Source organism: Kitasatospora sp. NPDC056184 (assembly GCF_042268405.1).
Lineage (GTDB): Bacteria > Actinomycetota > Actinomycetes > Streptomycetales > Streptomycetaceae > Kitasatospora.
This window is the reverse complement of sequence record NZ_JBHJUI010000007.1, coordinates 74960-93136: the sequence shown is the minus strand read 5'-3', so window position 1 is coordinate 93136 and position 18177 is coordinate 74960. Positions and strand designations below refer to the sequence as shown.

Sequence of the window (18177 nt, the reverse complement as noted above, 5' to 3'; positions counted from 1 at the left end):
CGGATCGTGGAAGACGTCACCCGGCAGCCTCCCTCCCGACTGGAGCCACCATGACCGCCCTCCGCGTGAAGGCCTTCGACCACCTCGTGCTCAACGTCCGCGACGTCGAGCGCTCGCTGGAGTTCTACAGCGGGCAGCTGGGCCTGGAGCCGGTCCGGGTCGACGAGTGGCGGGCCGGGAAGGCCCCGTTCGTGTCGGTCCGGATCACCCCCGAGACGATCATCGACCTGACCGACCGCCCGCGCGGCGAGTCCAACGTCGACCACATCTGTCTCACCGTCGACCCGCTCGACTGGCAGGAGGTCATCGCCGCCGGCACCTTCACGGTCCTGGAGGGCCCCGTCCAGCGCTACGGCGCCCGCGGCAACGCCACCTCCGTCTACGTCCAGGACCCGGACGGCAACACCGTCGAACTCCGCTGGTACCCCGAGGACGCCGCCTGACCTCCGGCGCCCCCGGGCGCCGTACCGGGCGAGCCCGTCAGTACGGAAGCAGAACCGCGGTGTCGAGGGTGAAGCCGAACGGCTCCGGAATGTGGACGGCCTCCCCGAAATCGTCAAGGACGACTTCGGCCCGAAGGCGGCACCTTCACCGGCCCGTCGGCCCGGGGCGGGTGCGGGCCGGGGCGAGCAGCCGGCGCAGCGCCGTGGGGGTGTGTCCCACGTGCTCGCGGATGGTGCGGGTCAGGTGCGCCTGGTCGGCGAAGCCGAGCTGTGCCGCCAGGTCGGCGAGGCCGGGTTCGCCCTCGGCGATCCGGTCCATGGCCCGGGCGACGCGCACCCGGTTGCGGTAGCGGGTCAGCGGGACGCCCGTCTCCCTGGAGAACACCCGGCTCAGCCGGTAGGGCGACACCTCCAGCAGCGCGGCCAGTGCGCAGAGCCCCGCGGCCTCCGGGGCCTCTTCGATGATCGCCTCGCGCGCCGCCGCGGCCAGTGCCCGGTCGGCCGGCCGGGAGCGGACGGTCGGCCCGCCGGCCGCGGCCGCGACGAGGCGGAGCAGTTCCTCCGCCAGCGCGTAGTCGATGTCGCCGGTGCCCGCGGCGGCCACCAGACGGCGGTGGGCGAGATCGACGCGCGCGTCGACGTGCACCGTCGTCGCGGCGGGCGGGCGCCCGAGGAGGGAGGGCTCGAAGCTGACCGACGTGCAGACGTCGCCGCCGGCCGGGTGCGCGAAGCGCTCCTGTTCGCCGGGCGTGCCCACGTAGGCCGTGGTCCGGTCCAGATCGGCGTCGGCGCCGTCGGCCGACCGCCGGAACCTGCCGCGTCGCACCAGCACCAGCCGGTGGTCGTCGCGGGTCTCCGGCCGCGACCACCGGGCGTGGTCGGAGCGGCACCCCACCACGGTCACGGTGAACTCCGGCCGGGCGGCGAGGGTCGAGGCGGACAGCATGCCGCGAACGGTACCCGCCGGGTAGGACAGGACGGCCCGCAAGGATCTTCAAGACCTCCGGCGCCACCGCCCCGGATGCTGGGGCTCACGTGATGACACGAAGGGAACCGTCCATGGCCTCGATCCACAAGGAAATCGTCATCGATGCCCGCCCCGAAGCGGTGTGGTCGGTGCTCAGCGACTACGGCGCGGTGCACGAGCGGATGGCACCCGGGTTCGTCACCGGCACCCGGCTGAGCTCGGACACGCGCACCGTCACCTTCGCCGACGGCACGATCGTGCTCGAACGGCTCGTCGACCTCGACCACGAGGCGATGCGGGTCGCCTACACGGTCGTCGGCGGAAGCCTCCACCCGTCCCACCACCACGCGTCCATGCAGGCCCTTCCGGAGGCCGGCGGCCGGACGAGATTCGTGTGGCACATCGATGTCCTGCCCGACGCCCTGGCCGCACCGATCGCCGAGTTCGTCGAGCACGGTTCGACGGTGATCCGCCGCACGCTGGAGGCCGCTCCCTCGGCCCCCGCCCGGACCGGTGCCCGCCCCGACCGCGACCCGGCGAGCAGCCGCGACGTCGTCCGGGCCGCCTGGAAGGCGTTCGCCACCCACGACGCCGATGAGATCTCCGCGGTCTTCACCGAGGACGCCGAGTGGCTGGCACCTCCGGGGAACGCGACGGCCACCGCGCTGGACCGCCCCAGCCACATGGTCGGAAGGGCGGCGATCACGCGCTTCCTCGCCGAGGACTTCTCCCGCCTGTTCGCCGGTGACGTCGACGTCGCCTTCCACGGCTTCCACGCCGACGGCGAGCGCGTGGTCGTGGAGGAGACCATGACCGCGACGCTCGCCGACGGCCGCCACTACGCCAACGACTACTGCCTCGTCTTCGAACTCCGCGACGGGCTGATCCACCGCGTCCGCGAGTACCTGGACACCGCGCGCGGACACCGCATGGTCTTCGGCGGCGCCGAGGAGTAGCCGGGGACGGCACAGCGCCGCCCCGGGGCGACCGGGGCGGCGCTCGGGTGTCGCGGGTCAGTCGGCCAGGGGGAGGTAGACCTTGTTGCCCTGGGCGGCGAACTCGGCGGACTTCTCGGCCATGCCGGCCAGGGCATCCGCGTCGTAGCCGGAGCCGACCGCGGTGGAGCCGTCGCCGTGCTCGTCGCGGATCTTCTGGGAGATCTTCATCGAGCAGAACTTCGGACCGCACATCGAGCAGAAGTGGGCGGTCTTGGCGGGCTCGGCGGGGAGGGTCTCGTCGTGGAAGTCGCGGGCCGTCTCCGGGTCGAGGGCCAGGTTGAACTGGTCCTCCCAGCGGAACTCGAAGCGGGCGTCGGAGAGGGCGTCGTCCCAGGCCTGGGCGCCGGGGTGGCCCTTGGCGAGGTCGGCGGCGTGGGCGGCGATCTTGTAGGTGATGACGCCGGTCTTCACGTCGTCGCGGTTGGGCAGGCCCAGGTGCTCCTTGGGGGTGACGTAGCAGAGCATCGCGGTGCCCCACCAGGCGATCATCGCGGCGCCGATGCCCGAGGTGATGTGGTCGTAGCCGGGCGCGACGTCGGTGGTGAGCGGGCCCAGGGTGTAGAAGGGGGCCTCGTCGCAGATCTCCTTCTGGAGATCCATGTTCTCCTTGATCTTGTGCATCGGGACGTGGCCCGGCCCCTCGATCATCACCTGGACGTCCTTGGCCCGGGCGATCCGGCCCAGCTCGCCCAGGGTCTGCAGCTCGGCGAACTGCGCCTCGTCGTTGGCGTCGGCGATCGAGCCGGGGCGCAGGCCGTCACCGAGGGAGAAGGTGACGTCGTAGCGCGCCAGGATGTCGCAGAGCTCCTCGAAGTTGGTGTAGAGGAAGTTCTCCTGATGGTGCGCCAGACACCAGGCGGCCATGATCGAGCCGCCGCGCGAGACGATGCCGGTCTTGCGGCGGGCGGTCAGCGGCACGTAGCGCAGCAGCACGCCGGCGTGCACCGTCATGTAGTCGACGCCCTGCTCGCACTGCTCGACGATCGTGTCGCGGTAGACGTCCCAGCTGAGCTCCTCGGCCCTGCCGTCGACCTTCTCCAGCGCCTGGTAGAGCGGGACGGTGCCGATCGGCACGGGGGAGTTGCGCAGGATCCACTCGCGGGTGGTGTGGATGTTGCGGCCGGTGGAGAGGTCCATGACGGTGTCGGCGCCCCAGCGGGTGGCCCAGGTCATCTTCTCCACCTCCTCCTCGATCGAGGAGGTGACGGCCGAGTTGCCGATGTTGGCGTTGATCTTCACCAGGAAGTTGGTGCCGATGATCGCCGGCTCGACCTCGGGGTGGTTCACGTTGACCGGGATGACGGCGCGGCCGCGGGCGACCTCCTCGCGGACGAACTCGGGCGCCAGGCCCTCGCGCAGGGCCACGAACTCCATCTCGGGCGTGACGATCCCGCGCTTGGCGTACCCGAGCTGGGTGACCGCGGCACCGTCGCGGCCGCGCAGCGGGCGGCGCGGGCGGCCGGGGAAGACCGCGTCGAGGTTGCGCAGGTCGCCGCCGCGCGGCGAGGTGTGCCGGATGCCGTCGTCCTCGGGCCGCGCCTCGCGGCCGTCGTACTCCTCGACGTCGCCGCGCTGGCGGATCCAGGCGTCGCGCAGGGCGGGCAGGCCGCGCCGCACGTCGGGCTCGTAGGCGGGGTCGGTGTACGGCCCGGAGGTGTCGTAGAGCGGGACGGTCCTCCCGTTGGTGAGCACGACCTCGCGGTACGGCACGCGCAGGTCGGGGCGGGACCCCTCGCGGTGGGCCTTGCGCCAGGCCGGGGTGGGGTAGCCGGTGCCCGCGCTGGTGACGGCGGCTCCCGGGCCGGACCGGTCCTGGTCCTGGTCCTGGGCCTGGGCCTGGGCCTGGGCAGACTGCGGCTGTGCATCGAAGGTGGTCATCGGACCTCAAACTCCCTACGCCGGCATTACCCGGTCAGGTTCCTGCGGTCGACGCAGCCGCCGGTCCGTCCGTCGACGTCCCGTTCAGCGCCCTCTCAGCCCGGTGCTCCGAGCTCCCGCGTCCGCAGGCGGTGTTGCCCGCGCATGACGTCCAACACCGTAGCGAGCCGATCGCCGGAGGTCCAGAGCGGGTCGGGGAGGGGGAACGTCGAGGTCCGGACGGTGAACGGGGGGCGCGAGGCCGCCGCTGCGGGCAGACTGGCCCCGTAGCGGACGAGGCGAGGAGGCCGGCGTGGTCGGGAGCACGGGGCGGGTCACCGGGGCGGTTGGCGCGGGGCTGGTCGGCGAGGTGATGGTGCACGTGCCGGAGCGCCAGGGCACCGAGGCGTTCCTCGCCTACCTGGCGGTGCCCGGCGAGCGGCTGACGGTCGGGACGCCGGTGGTGGTGATCGAGTACCAGCCGCCGCGGACGGTGTACGTGGCGCCGATCGGCCCGTGACACTCCGATGACCCTCCGGTGACGACCTTGTGACGGTGGGTCATGTCACTTCCCTTTTCCCGGGACCGGCCCGGGCGGACAATCCGAATCGGCGCATCTGCTGCGCCGGAAGGGGGAGTTGAACCATGGGAATCATCATCGCCTCGGCGGCCGCCGGGGCAGTGATCATCGGGATCACGCTCTTCAAACTCATGTGGCGGGTGGCCGAGCCGAACGAGGCACTGATCATCTCCGGCTCCCGGCACCGCACCGAGGGGGTCGGCGACGGTCTGGGCTTCCGGATCGTCACCGGGCGCGGCACCCTCGTCACCCCCGGCCTGCAGGGGGTGCGGCGGCTCTCGCTGGACCTCAACGAGGCCGAGCTGAACGTCGAGTGCGTCACCACCCAGGGCATCCCGGTCCGGGTGAAGGGCGTGGTGATCTTCAAGGTCGGCGACGACGACGTCTCGATCGCCAACGCCGCCCGCCGCTTCCTGGACCAGCAGAAGCTGATCAGCCAGCGCGTCCACAACGTCTTCGCCGGCCACCTGCGCTCGATCGTCGGCGGGCTCACCGTCGAGGACATGATCCGCGACCGCGAGCGGCTCACCGGCGAGACCAGGGCCGCCTCCGGGCTGGAGATGGAGAAGCTCGGGCTGATCATCGACACCCTGCAGATCCAGGAGATCATCGACCCGACCGGCTACATCAAGAACCTCGCCATCCCGCACGCCGCCGCCGTCCAGCGGGACGCCCGGATCGCCCAGGCCGCGGCGGACCGGCTGGCCACCGAGGCCGAGCAGGAGGCCGCCGCCCGCAAGGCCGAGGCGACCCGCAACAGCGAGATCCAGCAGTCCTCGTACCAGGCCGAGATGGACACCGCCACCGCCCGCGCCCGGCAGGCCGGTCCGCTCGCGGACGCCGCCTCCCGGCAGGAGGTGGTGGTCCAGGAGACCCGGGTCGCCGAGCTGGAGGCGCAGCGCAAGGAGCAGCAGCTCCAGATCGACGTGCGCAAGCCCGCCGACGCCCGCGCGTACGACACCCGCACCTCCGCCGAGGCGGCCCGCGACGCGCGGATCTCGGCCGCGCAGGCGCAGGCCCGGGAGACCGAGCTGGCGGCGGCCGCCGAGGCCAGCCGGGTGCGCATCGCGGCCGAGGCGGACGCCGAGGCCACCCGGGTGCGCGGGCTGGCGCAGGCCGAGGCGACCACGGCGACCGGGCAGGCGGAGGCGTCGGCGGCCGAGGCGCGCGGTCTGGCCGACGCGGCGGCGGCGCGGGCGATCGGGCTGGCCCGGGCCGAGGGCATCAAGGCGCGCGCCAACGCCCTGGCCGAGAACCAGGACGCCGTGGTGGCGCAGGAGTTGGCGGAGCAGTGGCCGCAGATCGTCCGGGCCGCCGCGGAGTCCTTCGGCAACGTCGAGCACATGGTGCTGCTGAACGGGGCCGACGGGATGGGCGAGCTGTTCGCCAAGGCGCTCGCGATGGGCGGCACCGGGCTCGGGCTGGCCCGGCAGCTGCTGTCCACCGTCGGCCCGGACGGCGCCGGCCCGGGGGCGGGACCGGCGTCGGCGGCGCAGGCGGCCGTCCCGGTGCCGCTGGACGCCGCACCGGTGGACGCGGGGCCGGTGGACGCGGTGCCCGCGGGCTTCGCCGAGCAGGCCCCCGACCAGGACTGACGCGTTTGGGTAGCCCGGTCGCGGGGGGCGGGGGGGGGGGGGGGGGGGGGGGGGGGCCCGGGGGGGGGGGGGGGGGGGGGGGTGGCGCCCCCAGGCCCCCCCCGCCGGCGGGGGGGTTTGGGCGCCCGGGGGGGCCCCCCCCCCCGCCGGGCCCCCCCCCCCCCCGCGACCGGGTGCGCCGGACGATGAGGGCATGCATCCAGCAGCCACCGCGCGGATCGGCATCACCGCCGTCGGATCCCACCTCCCCGCCCGCCGACTGACCTCCCGGCAGCTCCAGGACGAGATCACCGCCGGCGGCCGGCTGCGCCTGCCGGAGCGGACCTTCGAGAAGGCCACCGGCATCGTCACCCGGCACTTCGCCGCCGACGGCGAGTACGCCTCCACCCTGGCCGTCGGGGCCGCCCGGCGCGCCCTGGACTCCCGCGGACTGCACCCGCTCGACCTCGACCTGCTGCTCTTCGCCTCCGCCACCCGGGACGTCGCCGAGCCCGCGACCGCCCACCTCGTCCAGGCCGAACTCGGCTCCCGCGCCCACGCGTTCGACGTCAGCAACGCCTGCAACAGCTTCCTCAACGGGATCGACCTGGCCCGTGCGATGATCCTGGCCGGCCGGGCCCGGCGGGCCCTGGTGGTCACCGGCGAGACGCCCAGCCGGGCGATGCGCCGCGACCCGCGCGGCGCGGAGGAGTTCCGCGACGGCTTCGCGGGCTACACCTTCGGCGACGCGGGCGCCGCCGTGGTCGTCGAGGCGGTGGAGCGCGGCGGCATCCTCGACGTGGACACCGAGACCGCCTCCGAGCACTGGGAGGTCGGCGGCATCCCGGGCGGCGGCTCGCGCCATCCGCGCGGCGACGAGTACAGCTACTTCCGGGGCGGCGGCACGGAGTTGCGTACGGTCTTCGAGAAGATCGGCGCGGACATCCTGACCCGGACGGCCGCCCGCACCGGCCTCGGCTGGGACGACTACGCCCGGGTGCTGGTGCACCAGGTGACCGTCCCCTACCTGGAGCGGTTCGTCGAGGCCACCGGCGTCCCGGAGGAGAAGCTGGTGGTCACCGTGCCCGAGCTCGGCAATGTCGCCAGTGCCACGATCGGCGTCCAACTCGACCGAATACGCTCGACGTTGGTTCCGGGTGACAAGGTGCTGATGGTGGGCCTCGGCGGCGGCGCCAGTCTGATGACCATGGTCTGGGAGGCGTCGTGACCGCGCTGTGGGTGATCGTCCCCGCCTACCAGGAGGAGGCCCGGATCACCGCCACCCTGGACGCCCTCGCCGCCCAGCGGGACCGGGACTTCACCCTGCTGGTCGCCGACAACGGCTCCACCGACGGCACCGTGGACGCCGTCCGCGCCTTCGCCGCCCGGGCGCCGTTCCCGGTCGAGGTGCTGGTCGAGCCGGAGAAGGGCGTGGGCTCCGCCGTCGACACCGCGTTCCGGCACGCGATCGCCCGGGGCGCCGCCCTGCTCGCCCGCACCGACGCCGACTGCCTGCCCGAACCCGGCTGGACGGCCGCCGCCAGGGCCGCGCTGCTCGCCGGCGGCGGCCTGGTCTGCGGCCGGGTCACCGCCCGCCGGGACGAGCACGGGCCGGCCGGGCGCGCCGTCTTCCTGGTCCTGGTCGCGCTCGGCGCCCTCTTCGGCCGGATCCGGCCCGCGCACCGGCGCCGGCACGGCTACCTCACCCCGTACCGGATGCACGCGGGCAACAACATGGCGATCACCGCCGAGCTGTACCGGGCGGTCGGCGGCATGCCGCGCCGCCCCTCGCCGACCGACCGGCTGTTCATCAACCGGGTCCGCCGGCACACCCGCGCGATCGTCCGCCGCCGCGACATGGTGGTGCAGAACTCCACCCGGCGGATCCGCGCCTACGGGGTGGTCGGCACCGCCCGCTGGTACCTGGACCGCGGCGCCGGCGCCCGCGCCGTCGACGTCCGCTGACCCCTCCCCCCGCCCGTCCCGCCCGTCCCGCCCCGCCGAAACCCGAGGACCCGCCGTGCTCGACCGGCTCGCCCACGCCCTGCGCTCCGTCCACCCCGACCGCCCGGCCGTGCTGCGGCACACCCGGCTCGGCACCACCCGGGTGGGGATCCGCCGCGGCGAACTCGCCGACCTCGCGGACAACCACACCGTCGCCCTGAGCGCCCGCGGCCTGCGCGACGGCGACACCCTCGGTGTCGCGGTCCGCCCCGGCCCGCGCGCCCTCGCCGTCCTGATGGCCGCGCACCGGCTCGGCCTGCGCACCGCCGTCCTCGACCCGACCGCGGGCCCCGACGTGCTGGCCGCCCGGCTCGCGCTGGCCCGGCCCGACCTGGTGCTCGCCGACGCCGCCGCCCAGGCGGTGGCCGGCTGGGCCGGACCGCTCGCCCGCCGCGCCGGCCTCGCGCTGCCCCCGCTCGACGCCCTCGGCCCGGTCGCCACCCTGGGGCGCCGGCTGCCCGGCTGCGCGCCCCGGCTGCGCACCAACCCCTTCGGCGCGTCGGTGCCGAGCATCCCCGGACGCGACACGCCCGAACGCGACGGCGACGCCGTGATCGTCTTCACCTCCGGCACCACCGCCCGCCCGCGCGCCGTCGTGCACTCCCGCGACGGGCTGGCCGCCGGACTGCGCACCGTCACCGAGCTGGTCGACCCGCGGCCCGGCACGGTGGTGCTGGGCGGCACCTTCTTCGTGCTGGTCCCCGCGCTCGCCGCCGGCGCCGCCGTCGCCCTGCCGGCCCGCGAGCCCGCCGCACTGGCCCGCCAGCTCGGCCGGCTCGCCCCCGCCCACAGCTACCTCACCCCGCCGCAGCTGCGCGCCGCACTCGCCGCCGGGGCCCGGTTCACCGGCCGGGTCTGGACCGGTTCGGCGCCCGCCGACGCGACCCTGCTGCGCCGGGTCAAACAGGCCGGGGCCGAGCAGGCCTGGGGCGTCTACGCGCTCACCGAGCTGTTCCCGGCGGCGGCCGTCGAGGAGGCCGAGAAGAGCGCCTTCACCGGGCCCGGCGACCTGGTCGGCGCCCCGCTGCCGGGCGTGCGCGCCGAACTCGGCACGGACGGCGAACTGCTGCTCGCCGGCCCCGGCGCCCGCCACCGCCACCTCGGCGAGGAACCCGAGCCCTGGGTGCGCACCGGCGACCGCGCCGCGCTCGGCCCGGACGGCCGGATCGTGCTCGCCGGCCGGCTCAAGGACATGGTGCTGCGCCGCGCCGAGAACATCTACCCGGGCCTGTACGAGCCGACCCTGCACCTGCCGGGCGTCGAACTCGCGGTGCTGGTCGGCGTCCCGGACGGGCAGGGCGACGAACGGCTGGTCGCCCTGGTCCAGCCCTCGCCCGGCACCGACCCGCGGCGGCTGCGCGGCGCGCTGGCCGGCCCGCTGGAACGGATGGGCTCGGCCCGCCCGGACGCCCTGCTGTTCGGCGAGGTGCCGCTGGCCGGCCGCTCCCGCAAGCCCGACCGGGCGGCCGCCTCGGCCCACTGCGCCCGGGAGTTGGCGCTGTGAACGGCGCGACGCGACCGGAGCCGGCCCGGCACCCGGGCGCCCGCCGCCGGGACCGCCGGGTCTATCTGCGCAGCCACCCGCTGCTGTTCGCGCTGCTCGCCGCCACCCGCCGCCGTCCGGTGGCCCGGCTCGGCCGCACCGTGCTGGTGCACGGCCCCGAGGCCTACCGCGAGGCGCTCACCCGGATCCCGCTGGACCGCACCGCGCCCGGCACCACCGGCGGAGCCGCCGCCGAACTCACCGACGGCGGCGTGCTGTTCGACCAGGAGGGCGCCGGCCACCGCACCGCCCGCCGGGAGCTGGCGGCCGCCCTGGACGCGGCGGCGGTGGACCGGCTCCGCCCGCGCTGGCAGGCGGTGCTCGCCGACCGGATCCCGGCGCTCGCCGCCGGGGAACTCGAACTCGTCGCGCTGTCCCGCGCGTTGGCCGGTGTGACGGCCGCCGCGCTGACCGGCGCAACCGGCTGCCCGCAGGCCCTGGCCGGCGCCGCCGCCGAGGCCGCCGCGGCCGCCGCCCGCGACCACCTGCCCGGCCCGCGCCCGCCCGGCGCCGCCCGGACCGCCGCCGCGCGGGCCGCCGAGCTGGCCGCCCTGCTGCCCGACCCCCGGGACGCGATGGTCGCGGTGGCCACCGTCAACACCACCGTCGCCGCCCTCCCCCGGGCCGCCGCCTGGTGCGCGGACGCCGGGCTCTGGTCCTCGGCCGACGCCGCCGGCGCACCCGCGCTGGCGGCCGAACTGTTCCGGCTCACCGCCCCCTCACCGCTGCTCCCCCGGGTGGCCGCCGCCGACGCCGAGCTGGCCGGCCGGGCCGTCCGCAAGGGCGACCGGCTGATCCTGGTCGCCCGGCACGCCGCCGGCGCGCACCGCCCGGCGCCGTCCCCCGGACCCGCCGCCGCCCAGGCGGTCTTCGGCGCGGGCCCGCACGCCTGCCCCGGCGCCGGAGCGGCCCGCGCCCTGCTCGCCGAGCTGCTGCTCGCGCTCGCGCCGTACGCCCCGGTGGTCACGGGCGCCCGCGCCGACCGCCGGTCCGCCCTGCCCGGCTGGTCCGCCCTCACCCTGCGCGCCACCCGCACACCCGCCTGACCCCCACCCGCTCCCACCCGAACAGCACCCCCGAGGAGACCTCCGATGCGGATCGCCGTCACCGGCGCGAGCGGCTTCTGCGGCTCGCACGTCGTCCGGGCCGCCGTCGCCGCCGGCCACGACGTGCTCTGCTACGGCCGCCGCCCCGGCCCCGCCGGGCACCACGTCCGCTGGGACGCCACCGCCGGGGAGCCCGACTTCACCGGCGTCGACGCGGTGGTGCACTGCGCCGCCGCCGTCGCCGACCTGCCCCCGGGGGCCGCGGCCGAGGCCGCCCAGCACGCCGTCAACGTCACCGGCACCGAGCGCCTGCTGCGCGCCGCCGGGGACCGGCCGCTCGCCTGGGTCTCCAGCGCCAGCGTCTACGACCCCCGGTCCGACCGCGAGTCCGTCCAGGAGCACCACCCCACCGAGGCCGGCCACCTCAACGCGTACGGCCGCACCAAGGCCGTCGGGGAACGGCTCGCGCTGGCGGCGGGCGCCGTGGTGCTGCGCCCGCGCGCCGTCTACGGCCCGGGCGACCCGCACCTGGTGCCCCGGCTGCTGGAGCGGGTCCGGCACGGCCGGCTGCTGCTGCCCGGCGGCGACGTCCGGCTGAGCCTCACCGCCGTGCAGAACCTCGCCGACGCCTGCCTGTCCGCGGTCGGCGCGGGCCGCACCGGCGACCGCCCCTGGACACCGGTCGCCTACAACATCGCCGACGCCCGCCCCTACCGGCGCGACGCGGTGGTCCGCGCGGTCCTGGCCGCGCACGGGGTGAGCGCCCGGATCCACCACGTCCCGGCCCCGCTGGCCCGGCTGGCCGCCCGCACCGGACGGCTCCCCGGCCTGACCCCGTACGCGGTGGACCAGCTCTCCCGCAGCGTGGTGCTGGACCTCGCCCGCGCCCGCTCCCAGGGCTGGCGGCCGCAGCGGGACCTCGACGCCTTCCTGCGCGGGCCCGCCGTCTGAGCGCCCCCGGGAACGCCCGACGCCCGCGTCCCCCCGGAGGGGCGCGGGCGTCGGGCCTCGATGTCTGCTCCCGGTGTCCCGGGTGTCCTGGTGTCCTAGTTCTTGGCGGCCTTCTTCACCAGCACCACCACGGCGGCGGCGATGCCGACCACCACCAGCGCCTTGACGGCGAAGGCCAGCAGCGCGCCGACCACCCCGAAGACGAACGTCAGCAGGTTCCACGCCAGCACCAGGACCAGCACCGGCACGACGATGTTCCGCACCCACGAGGGCAGCGACTTCCAGAGCTCAGCCATGTCCGTTCCTTCTCTCCCCAGGGGGTCGGCTGCCGTCCGGTGCCGCATCCCGTTCACTTTCGGTACTTCGATCGTACGGTGACGCGAGAGGCGGAACGAGGCCCAACGGCCCCGAGAGAACCCGGAGATCCCCCCGACCCCGGCCCCGGGGTGAACCCCCGCCCCGACCTCGGGGAACACCCCGGACAGGACCCCCGGCACGGCCCCGCCACGGCCCCGGCGCGGTCCTGCGGCGGGGCTCAGACCGGCCAGGACTCCCCGCGCCAGGCGGCGTCCCAGAACATCCACTCGTAGCGCGAGGTGGTGACGAAGTGCTCGGTCACCCGGCGCCGTTCGGCCGGGGACATCTCCTCGCCGAGGCGGTCGGTCAGTGCCAGCACCCGGCGCACCACCGACTGGAACGCCTCGTCGCCGTAGGTGGAGATCCACTTCGCGTACAGCGGGTCCGGGGAGCCCTCGGCGAGCAGCCGGTCGCCGACCCGGGCGTAGATCCAGTAGCAGGGCAGCACCGCGCCGACCGCCTCCGCGAAGGAGCCGCCGTAGACGGTGGCGAGCAGGTAGCTGGTGTACGCGCGGGTGGTCGGCAGCACCGGCTCGGCGGCGGCGCCCTCGGCGGTGTCGCCGAAGGCGTCCAGGAACTCGGCGTGCATCCCCTGCTCGGCGGCCAGCGCGCCGATCGCGTCGTCGGCGAAGGCCCGCACCTCCTCCTCGCCGGGCGCCTTGGCCGCGCAGACGGCCAGCGCGCGGGCGTAGTCGCGCAGGTAGTGCGAGTCCTGGACGACGAAGTGGCGGAACGCCTCCCGCGGCAGGGTGCCGTCGGTCAGGCCGGCGATGAAGGGGTGGGCGAGGATCTCGGCGTAGACCGGCTCGATCGCCGCCCAGAGTTCTTCGGTCAGGCTCAGGCTGCTCATGCCCCGACCCTAACCGGCCCTGCTCGGGGGCCTGCCCGGAGCCCTGAGCGCCCTAATCCTCCGGCGGCGAGAAGACCACCAGCACCCGCAGTTCCTCGGTGACGTGGTGGAAGCGGTGCGGCGTCCCGGCCGGCACGTAGACGACGGTGCCCCGGCCCACCGTGGCGGTCTCGTCCCCGACGGTCAGCTCGGCCCGGCCGCTGATCACCTGGTAGATCTCGTCCTGGGCGTGCGCGGTCTGGGTGTCGGTGTCGCCGGGGGAGAGCGCGTACAGGCCGGCGGACATCCGCGGCTCGCGCAGGAAGCGCAGGTACGCGCCGTCGTTGGCGGCGCGCTCGGCGTCCAGACGGTCCAGCCGGAACAACTTCATCGGGGCACCCCTCCTCGTGCGGCTTCGGCCCACCGGCATTCAACACCACCGAGCCGGTCAGGACATGGCCCCACCTTGACCGACCTGGGACGCTGGCCCCATGAAGGGTTTCGTCATCAAGACACTGATCAACGCGGCGGCCATCTGGGTCGCCGCCTGGATCGTCACCGGGATCACGCTCACCGGGGACGACTGGCAGCACAAGACGCTCACGGTGCTCGCCGTGGCGCTGGTGTTCGGCGTGGTCAACTGGCTGATCAAGCCGGTGGTGCAGCTGTTCTCGCTCCCCCTGTTCATCCTCACCCTGGGCCTGTTCACCTTCGTGGTGAACGCGCTGATGCTCTGGCTGACCTCCTGGGCCTCGGACAAGCTCGACCTGGACTTCCACGTCGAGGGCTTCTGGTCGGCGCTGCTCGGCGCGCTGATCGTCAGCCTGGTGTCCTGGGGCCTCAGCCTCGCCCTCGACGAGGACTGAGCGCCTCCCGTGCCGACCCGCACGGAAGGGGCCCGTACCCGGTGAACCACCCGGGTACGGGCCCCTTTCGATGCGCGTCCGGTGCCCGCCGGCGGCTCACCCGGCGTTCTCGTGGCCGTGCAGGATGAGGGCGAGCTGGGCGTCGAGGTCGCCGGCGGCGGCCTCCTCCCCGATCGGCACCAGCCGGTCGGTGCGGGCCAGGAAGGCGATCAGCGGCGGCGCGGCGCCGTGCAGCACGGCGTCGCCCTCGGGGGAGCGCAGCACCAGGCAGACCTCGCCCAGCTCCCCGCCGACCGGGTGGATGTGGACGTCGCCCTCACCGGACGGCCGGGCCAGCCCGTCGAGCAGCAGCTCGCGGGCGAAGACCCAGGTCACCGGCTCGTCGCCGGGCAGGTGGAAGGTGAAGCGGACCGCGTAGGGGTCGGCGGGGTCGTAGTCGAGGTCGACCACGATGCGGAAGGTGAGCTCCTCCGAGACCACCAGGTTCATGGTCAGGTGGCCCTGGACTGTGCTGTGCTGCATGGCACCGACACCTCTCGTTCTGCCCGGCCGCGCGTGGGTGAGGGTTCGCGGGTACCCGGACAAGGCTGTTGGCTGACAGGGGGAGGAATTGCGTGCGCTACGTCCAGCCTCATCGTCCCCGCCCGGGGACGTCGTGGACAAGATGTGCTTTTTCAAATGGTGAACGAGCGGGATTGCCCGGTCCGCGGCCGGACCGGTCGGGTGCGGCGGGGCGGTCAGAGCACGAACGAAGGCGTCATCGCACCGACGCCGCGCCGCAGTTGGCCCGCGACCACGGCGAGCCGGTCGGCCTGCTCGACCGGCAGCGAGACCGCCATGGTGGCGACCACCGAGCCGACGGTGATCGGCACGGCCGCACAGACGGTGCCGATCGCGTACTCCTGGCGCTCGACCACCGGCATGGTGTGCCGCACCCCGGCGATCCGGCGCAGGACGGCCGACTCGTCGGCGAGCGTGGCCGGGGTGAGCCCCACCGGGGGGTGGCGCGCGAGGTGGTCGCGCCGGTCCTCCTCGGGGAGCTGGCTCAGCAGGCACTGGCCGATCGCGTGGGCGTGGGCGGTGGCCCGGAAGTCGGCCCACGGTTCGACGGCCGGCTGGTGGGCGCCGTCGACGGTGTCCACCACGGTGACCTCGCCGTCCTGGTAGAGGGCGAAGTAGACGGCCGCGCCGAGTTCGTCGCTTAACCGCTCCATCCGCACCCGCAGCCCGTGCCGTTCGGCCTGCTGGTCGTCGGCCCGGACGATGCCCTCGACCGAGTCGCCGTAGAAGAAGCGGCCGTCGGCCCGCCGCAGGTAGCCCTCGTGGGTCAGGGTCCGCAGCAGGTGGTACGCGGTGCCGAGCGGGAGGCCGGCGGCGCGGGCGAGCTGTTTGGCGGTGGCCCCGTGCCGGAACCCTCCGACGGCCTCCAGCAGGTGCAAGGCCCGCTGGACGGAGGAGATCAGGGTGGGCTGCCGCTCCTTGCGCGAAGCGCGCGCCGGCCGCGTCGGCGGCGCGGTACGCTCTGCGATCCGATCCATGGCCACAGCCAGCCCCCAGCCCGAGTCGTTGCAGAGAAGAGCATGCGGAGTGAATCACTCCGATTTGCCCGATAGTCGCCCATTGCAGCACAGGCGCGGCGCGGCTGCAATGACTCTGACACGGTTCACTCGGTAAAATCCTTCGAATCAAAGGTCATCAAAGCGTAAAACCTGGATTCCGAAGATCTGTTCAATGTTCATCTTCGCTATCCAAGATCTATCGCCGCAACGAACCCATCACGGACGGACGCACCGGTCGGCAAGCCGCGTTTCGGGCACGCCGGGTCGCGGGAGACTCCCGCACAACGCTCCAGCCCCGGAGGTCGCCATGCGCACCCCGCCCCGTCCCGTCGTCCAGCGCACCGCCCGGGCGATCCTGCTGGAGGTCGACCCGGACAACCCGTACGGACCGGCCTCGCTCGTGCTGATCAAGCGCACCCGCCCCGGCTCCCCCCATCCGTACTGGATCACCCCCGGCGGCGGTGTCGAGCGGGGCGACCGCACGGTGGTGGAGGCGCTGCACCGCGAGGTGGACGAGGAGCTCGGCGGCAAGGTGGTCGACGTGGTCCCCGCCTTCGTGGACACCATCAGCCACACCCACCACCCCGACGGCACCCTGCTCCACCCGCACGGGGTCAAGGTCCAGCACTTCTTCGTCTGCCGGCTCGCCTCGATGGACCTCGACCGCCGGCACGGCCCCGAGGTCGACGAGCCCAACGGCGGCTACGAGGTCGTCCGGGTGCCGTTCACCCGCGAGGGCGTCACCTCGGTCAACGTGGTGCCGCCGACCCTGCGGGCGTACCTGGCCGCCAACATCGAGGGCATCCGCGCGCTGCTCGCGCCCGACCTCGGCTGACGCCGGCCCCGCCCCCGGCTCCCGGGCCCGCTCACCGCGCGGCCAGGTCGTGCCGGATCCGCTCGGCCGGCACCCCGGCCCGCAGCAGGACCCCCGTGGTCCGCCGGACCATCGCGGGCGGCCCGGCGAGGTACGCCGTCCGCCCGGTCCACGGCCCGAACCGGGCCACAGCCTCCGGGAGTTCGCCGGTCAGCGGGCCGGTCGTGGCCGCCCCGGCCGGGCCGGCCCCGGGACCGGACAGCACCGGCCGGACGGTCAGCCGGCCGTGCCGCTGCGCCAACTCCCGCAAACCGGCCAGCTCGTACAGCTCCTCGGCGCGCCGGGCGCCGTAGAACACCTCCACCGAGCGGCCCGCCGCGCCGTACTCCACCGCCTCCTCGACCAGCGCCCGCATCGGCGCGATCCCGGTACCGCCGCCCACCAGCAGCAGGTCCGCGCCGTCGGTGTGGTCCAGGGTCATCCCGCCGGCCGCCGGACCGAGTCGCAGCACGTCCCCGGGCGCGGCCCGGTGCACCAGCGCGTTGCTGACCCAGCCCGCCTGCACCGCCTTGACGTGGAAGGTCAGCAGACCGTCCGGCCGGGGCGCCGAGGCGAACGAGAAGTACCGCCAAACCCGCGGCCACCAGGGCGTCTCCAGGCTCGTGTACTGCCCGGCCCGGTACGGGTACGCCTGGTCGGGGCGGACCGTGAGCACCGCGACGTCCGGGGTGCGGCGCTGGTGCGCGACCACCTCGCCCTGCCACCAGGGCGGCGAGGTGCGGGCGTCCTCCTCGGCGGCCTCGATCATGATCGAGGAGATCAGCCGGTAGGCCCGGCGCCAGGCCAGCTCGGTCTCGGCGGTCCACCGGCTGCCCGCGTACCTGGCCAGCGCCGCCACCAGGCAGTCGCCGACCGGGCCGTAGTGGCCGGTCAGCGTGCCGTACCGGCGGTGGGCGCAGCCCAGCGCCCGCAGGTACGCGCGCAGGCCCGCCGGATCGCCGGCGCCGCGGGCGGCCAGCAGCAGGGCGCGGAAGAGGCGGTCGCGCTGGACGTCCATGGCGGCCGGGAAGAGCGCCCGGACCTCGGGGTGGCCGAGGAAGATCAGCGCGTAGAAGTGCGCGGTGGCCCGGTCGGCGACCGGCTCGACCACCGCCAGGCTGGCCCGGATCAGTTCGAGGTCCCGGGCGGTGGGCGGCAGATCGGCCGCCGCGCGCGGGTCCGGCCCGGGCGGCGCCGGCGCGGGCGGCACCGGCGCGGGTGCCGGGGCGGCCCAGTTGAGGCCGGGGGCGCTGGTGAACAGCGGTTCGGGCACGGGCCCCGGCACGGCGGCGTCCGGGCGGCTCGGCGCCGGGACCGCGGGCGGGTCGACCGGCCGCGGCGGCACGACCGGCGGTGCGGCCGCCGGTGCCGCGGGCGGGACGGCCGGCGGCAGGTCCGGCGGGTCCAACGGCACCGGCGGCACCGGTCGGACGGCCTGCGCGGCACCCGGAGCGGCGCCCGGCAGACCGGGCACGGCCGAGGCCGCCGCCGAGCCGTGACCGGTCCGGACCAGGAGTGTTCTGCGGGACTTCACCGCAACGTTTCGAGTACCCAAGAGAATCGTTTCGCCTCCGGCCGGCCTTCGCCACCACCTGGCTTGTCTCTGCTGACGCCCAGGAAGCGTGCCACGCCCGGACTGCTCATCCGACGAATCGCGCGAAGCCCGGACACCCGCCCCCGGGACGCGCTACTCTCGCTCGATCCGTGTCGCCCTGGGTGGCGGCTCCGCCACCCAGGGCGACCCTGCTCC

General features: G+C 75.0%; 19 protein-coding genes and 1 riboswitch. Of the genes, 11 read left to right on the top strand and 8 right to left on the bottom strand.

Going from position 1 to position 18177, the window contains the following annotated elements:
* Positions 1-50 precede the first annotated feature (50 nt).
* Entirely contained in the window at positions 51-443 is a 393-nt protein-coding gene (locus ACFC0B_RS16295; protein ID WP_376086467.1) for a VOC family protein, read from the top strand.
* A 145-nt stretch (positions 444-588) separates the two neighbouring features.
* Here the strand turns inward: ACFC0B_RS16295 and ACFC0B_RS16290 are convergent, their stop codons facing one another.
* The gene (locus ACFC0B_RS16290; protein ID WP_376086466.1) at positions 589-1389 is read right to left on the bottom strand and encodes a helix-turn-helix domain-containing protein; all 801 of its coding nucleotides are present in this window, start codon (positions 1387-1389) and stop codon (positions 589-591) included.
* A gap of 113 nt (positions 1390-1502) precedes the next feature.
* Between ACFC0B_RS16290 and ACFC0B_RS16285 the strand changes: the two genes are divergently transcribed.
* On the top strand, positions 1503-2366 hold the full coding sequence (locus ACFC0B_RS16285; protein WP_376086465.1) for a nuclear transport factor 2 family protein: 864 nt from the start codon (positions 1503-1505) through the stop codon (positions 2364-2366).
* A gap of 57 nt (positions 2367-2423) precedes the next feature.
* Here ACFC0B_RS16285 and thiC read toward each other — a convergent pair whose 3' ends face one another.
* Positions 2424-4286, bottom strand: coding sequence for a phosphomethylpyrimidine synthase ThiC (thiC, locus tag ACFC0B_RS16280; protein ID WP_376086464.1), 1863 nt, complete (start codon positions 4284-4286; stop codon positions 2424-2426).
* A riboswitch (TPP riboswitch) is annotated at positions 4282-4416 on the bottom strand. Its footprint overlaps the gene before it by 5 nt.
* 162 nt (positions 4417-4578) lie before the next feature.
* Between thiC and ACFC0B_RS16275 the strand changes: the two genes are divergently transcribed.
* The 7 genes from ACFC0B_RS16275 to ACFC0B_RS16245 all read left to right on the top strand — a co-directional run bounded on the left by ACFC0B_RS16275 (position 4579) and on the right by ACFC0B_RS16245 (position 11963).
* Positions 4579-4785: a hypothetical protein gene (locus ACFC0B_RS16275; protein WP_350560485.1), complete on the top strand. Its 207-nt coding sequence runs from the start codon at positions 4579-4581 to the stop codon at positions 4783-4785.
* A gap of 125 nt (positions 4786-4910) precedes the next feature.
* A complete protein-coding gene (locus tag ACFC0B_RS16270) occupies positions 4911-6440 on the top strand; it encodes an SPFH domain-containing protein (protein WP_376086463.1) in 1530 nt (509 codons plus the stop codon).
* Positions 6441-6633: 193 nt separating this feature from the next.
* Positions 6634-7647 carry a 3-oxoacyl-ACP synthase III family protein gene (locus tag ACFC0B_RS16265; RefSeq protein ID WP_376086462.1) on the top strand — a complete coding sequence of 338 codons (1014 nt, stop codon included), beginning with the start codon at positions 6634-6636 and terminating at the stop codon, positions 7645-7647.
* The gene (locus tag ACFC0B_RS16260) at positions 7644-8384 is read left to right on the top strand and encodes a glycosyltransferase (RefSeq protein WP_376086461.1); all 741 of its coding nucleotides are present in this window, start codon (positions 7644-7646) and stop codon (positions 8382-8384) included. The genes ACFC0B_RS16265 and ACFC0B_RS16260 overlap by 4 nt, the downstream gene beginning before the upstream one ends.
* Positions 8385-8439: 55 nt before the next feature.
* On the top strand, positions 8440-9927 hold the full coding sequence (locus tag ACFC0B_RS16255) for an AMP-binding protein (protein WP_376086460.1): 1488 nt from the start codon (positions 8440-8442) through the stop codon (positions 9925-9927).
* Complete coding sequence (locus ACFC0B_RS16250) at positions 9924-11012, top strand: cytochrome P450 (RefSeq protein WP_376086459.1); 1089 nt, start codon at positions 9924-9926, stop codon at positions 11010-11012. The genes ACFC0B_RS16255 and ACFC0B_RS16250 overlap by 4 nt, the downstream gene beginning before the upstream one ends.
* Before the next feature lie 45 nt (positions 11013-11057).
* Positions 11058-11963 (top strand): NAD-dependent epimerase/dehydratase family protein, encoded by a 906-nt coding sequence (locus tag ACFC0B_RS16245; RefSeq protein WP_376086458.1) that lies wholly within the window; start codon positions 11058-11060, stop codon positions 11961-11963.
* Between the two features lie 95 nt (positions 11964-12058).
* On the opposite strand, the gene ACFC0B_RS16240 is transcribed toward ACFC0B_RS16245, so the two are convergent.
* From ACFC0B_RS16240 to ACFC0B_RS16230, 3 genes are all read right to left on the bottom strand, one after another.
* Positions 12059-12259, bottom strand: coding sequence for a DUF5326 family protein (locus ACFC0B_RS16240; RefSeq protein WP_376086457.1), 201 nt, complete (start codon positions 12257-12259; stop codon positions 12059-12061).
* A 239-nt stretch (positions 12260-12498) separates the two neighbouring features.
* Positions 12499-13170 (bottom strand): thiaminase II, encoded by a 672-nt coding sequence (gene tenA / locus ACFC0B_RS16235; protein WP_376086456.1) that lies wholly within the window; start codon positions 13168-13170, stop codon positions 12499-12501.
* A 52-nt stretch (positions 13171-13222) separates the two neighbouring features.
* Positions 13223-13540 carry a cupin domain-containing protein gene (locus ACFC0B_RS16230; RefSeq protein ID WP_376086455.1) on the bottom strand — a complete coding sequence of 106 codons (318 nt, stop codon included), beginning with the start codon at positions 13538-13540 and terminating at the stop codon, positions 13223-13225.
* A 100-nt stretch (positions 13541-13640) separates the two neighbouring features.
* Here ACFC0B_RS16230 and ACFC0B_RS16225 point away from each other — a divergent pair, with 100 nt between their 5' ends.
* Positions 13641-14015 carry a phage holin family protein gene (locus tag ACFC0B_RS16225; protein WP_376086454.1) on the top strand — a complete coding sequence of 125 codons (375 nt, stop codon included), beginning with the start codon at positions 13641-13643 and terminating at the stop codon, positions 14013-14015.
* 96 nt (positions 14016-14111) lie between these two features.
* Here ACFC0B_RS16225 and ACFC0B_RS16220 read toward each other — a convergent pair whose 3' ends face one another.
* Together ACFC0B_RS16220 and ACFC0B_RS16215 are read right to left on the bottom strand one after the other, a co-directional pair.
* Positions 14112-14537 (bottom strand): SsgA family sporulation/cell division regulator, encoded by a 426-nt coding sequence (locus tag ACFC0B_RS16220; RefSeq protein WP_376086453.1) that lies wholly within the window; start codon positions 14535-14537, stop codon positions 14112-14114.
* Positions 14538-14752: 215 nt separating this feature from the next.
* Positions 14753-15553 (bottom strand): IclR family transcriptional regulator, encoded by an 801-nt coding sequence (locus ACFC0B_RS16215; RefSeq protein ID WP_376086452.1) that lies wholly within the window; start codon positions 15551-15553, stop codon positions 14753-14755.
* A gap of 328 nt (positions 15554-15881) precedes the next feature.
* Here ACFC0B_RS16215 and ACFC0B_RS16210 point away from each other — a divergent pair, with 328 nt between their 5' ends.
* Entirely contained in the window at positions 15882-16409 is a 528-nt protein-coding gene (locus tag ACFC0B_RS16210; protein WP_376086451.1) for an NUDIX domain-containing protein, read from the top strand.
* A 31-nt stretch (positions 16410-16440) separates the two neighbouring features.
* Here the strand turns inward: ACFC0B_RS16210 and ACFC0B_RS16205 are convergent, their stop codons facing one another.
* Entirely contained in the window at positions 16441-17961 is a 1521-nt protein-coding gene (locus ACFC0B_RS16205) for a globin domain-containing protein (protein WP_376086450.1), read from the bottom strand.
* Between the last annotated feature and the right edge of the window lie 216 nt (positions 17962-18177).

What these genes read in the sequence shown, in the direction of transcription:
- ACFC0B_RS16285 (WP_376086465.1), top strand. Translation starts at nt 1,503, where the DNA reads ATGGCCTCGATCCACAAGGAAATCGTCATCGATGCCCGCCCCGAAGCG.
- tenA (WP_376086456.1), bottom strand. Translation starts at nt 13,170, where the DNA reads ATGAGCAGCCTGAGCCTGACCGAAGAACTCTGGGCGGCGATCGAGCCG.
- ACFC0B_RS16230 (WP_376086455.1), bottom strand. Translation starts at nt 13,540, where the DNA reads ATGAAGTTGTTCCGGCTGGACCGTCTGGACGCCGAGCGCGCCGCCAAC.
- ACFC0B_RS16215 (WP_376086452.1), bottom strand. Translation starts at nt 15,553, where the DNA reads ATGGATCGGATCGCAGAGCGTACCGCGCCGCCGACGCGGCCGGCGCGC.
- ACFC0B_RS16290 (WP_376086466.1), bottom strand. Translation starts at nt 1,389, where the DNA reads ATGCTGTCCGCCTCGACCCTCGCCGCCCGGCCGGAGTTCACCGTGACC.
- ACFC0B_RS16210 (WP_376086451.1), top strand. Translation starts at nt 15,882, where the DNA reads ATGCGCACCCCGCCCCGTCCCGTCGTCCAGCGCACCGCCCGGGCGATC.
- ACFC0B_RS16265 (WP_376086462.1), top strand. Translation starts at nt 6,634, where the DNA reads ATGCATCCAGCAGCCACCGCGCGGATCGGCATCACCGCCGTCGGATCC.
- ACFC0B_RS16245 (WP_376086458.1), top strand. Translation starts at nt 11,058, where the DNA reads ATGCGGATCGCCGTCACCGGCGCGAGCGGCTTCTGCGGCTCGCACGTC.
- ACFC0B_RS16240 (WP_376086457.1), bottom strand. Translation starts at nt 12,259, where the DNA reads ATGGCTGAGCTCTGGAAGTCGCTGCCCTCGTGGGTGCGGAACATCGTC.
- thiC (WP_376086464.1), bottom strand. Translation starts at nt 4,286, where the DNA reads ATGACCACCTTCGATGCACAGCCGCAGTCTGCCCAGGCCCAGGCCCAG.
- ACFC0B_RS16225 (WP_376086454.1), top strand. Translation starts at nt 13,641, where the DNA reads ATGAAGGGTTTCGTCATCAAGACACTGATCAACGCGGCGGCCATCTGG.
- ACFC0B_RS16270 (WP_376086463.1), top strand. Translation starts at nt 4,911, where the DNA reads ATGGGAATCATCATCGCCTCGGCGGCCGCCGGGGCAGTGATCATCGGG.
- ACFC0B_RS16220 (WP_376086453.1), bottom strand. Translation starts at nt 14,537, where the DNA reads ATGCAGCACAGCACAGTCCAGGGCCACCTGACCATGAACCTGGTGGTC.
- ACFC0B_RS16295 (WP_376086467.1), top strand. Translation starts at nt 51, where the DNA reads ATGACCGCCCTCCGCGTGAAGGCCTTCGACCACCTCGTGCTCAACGTC.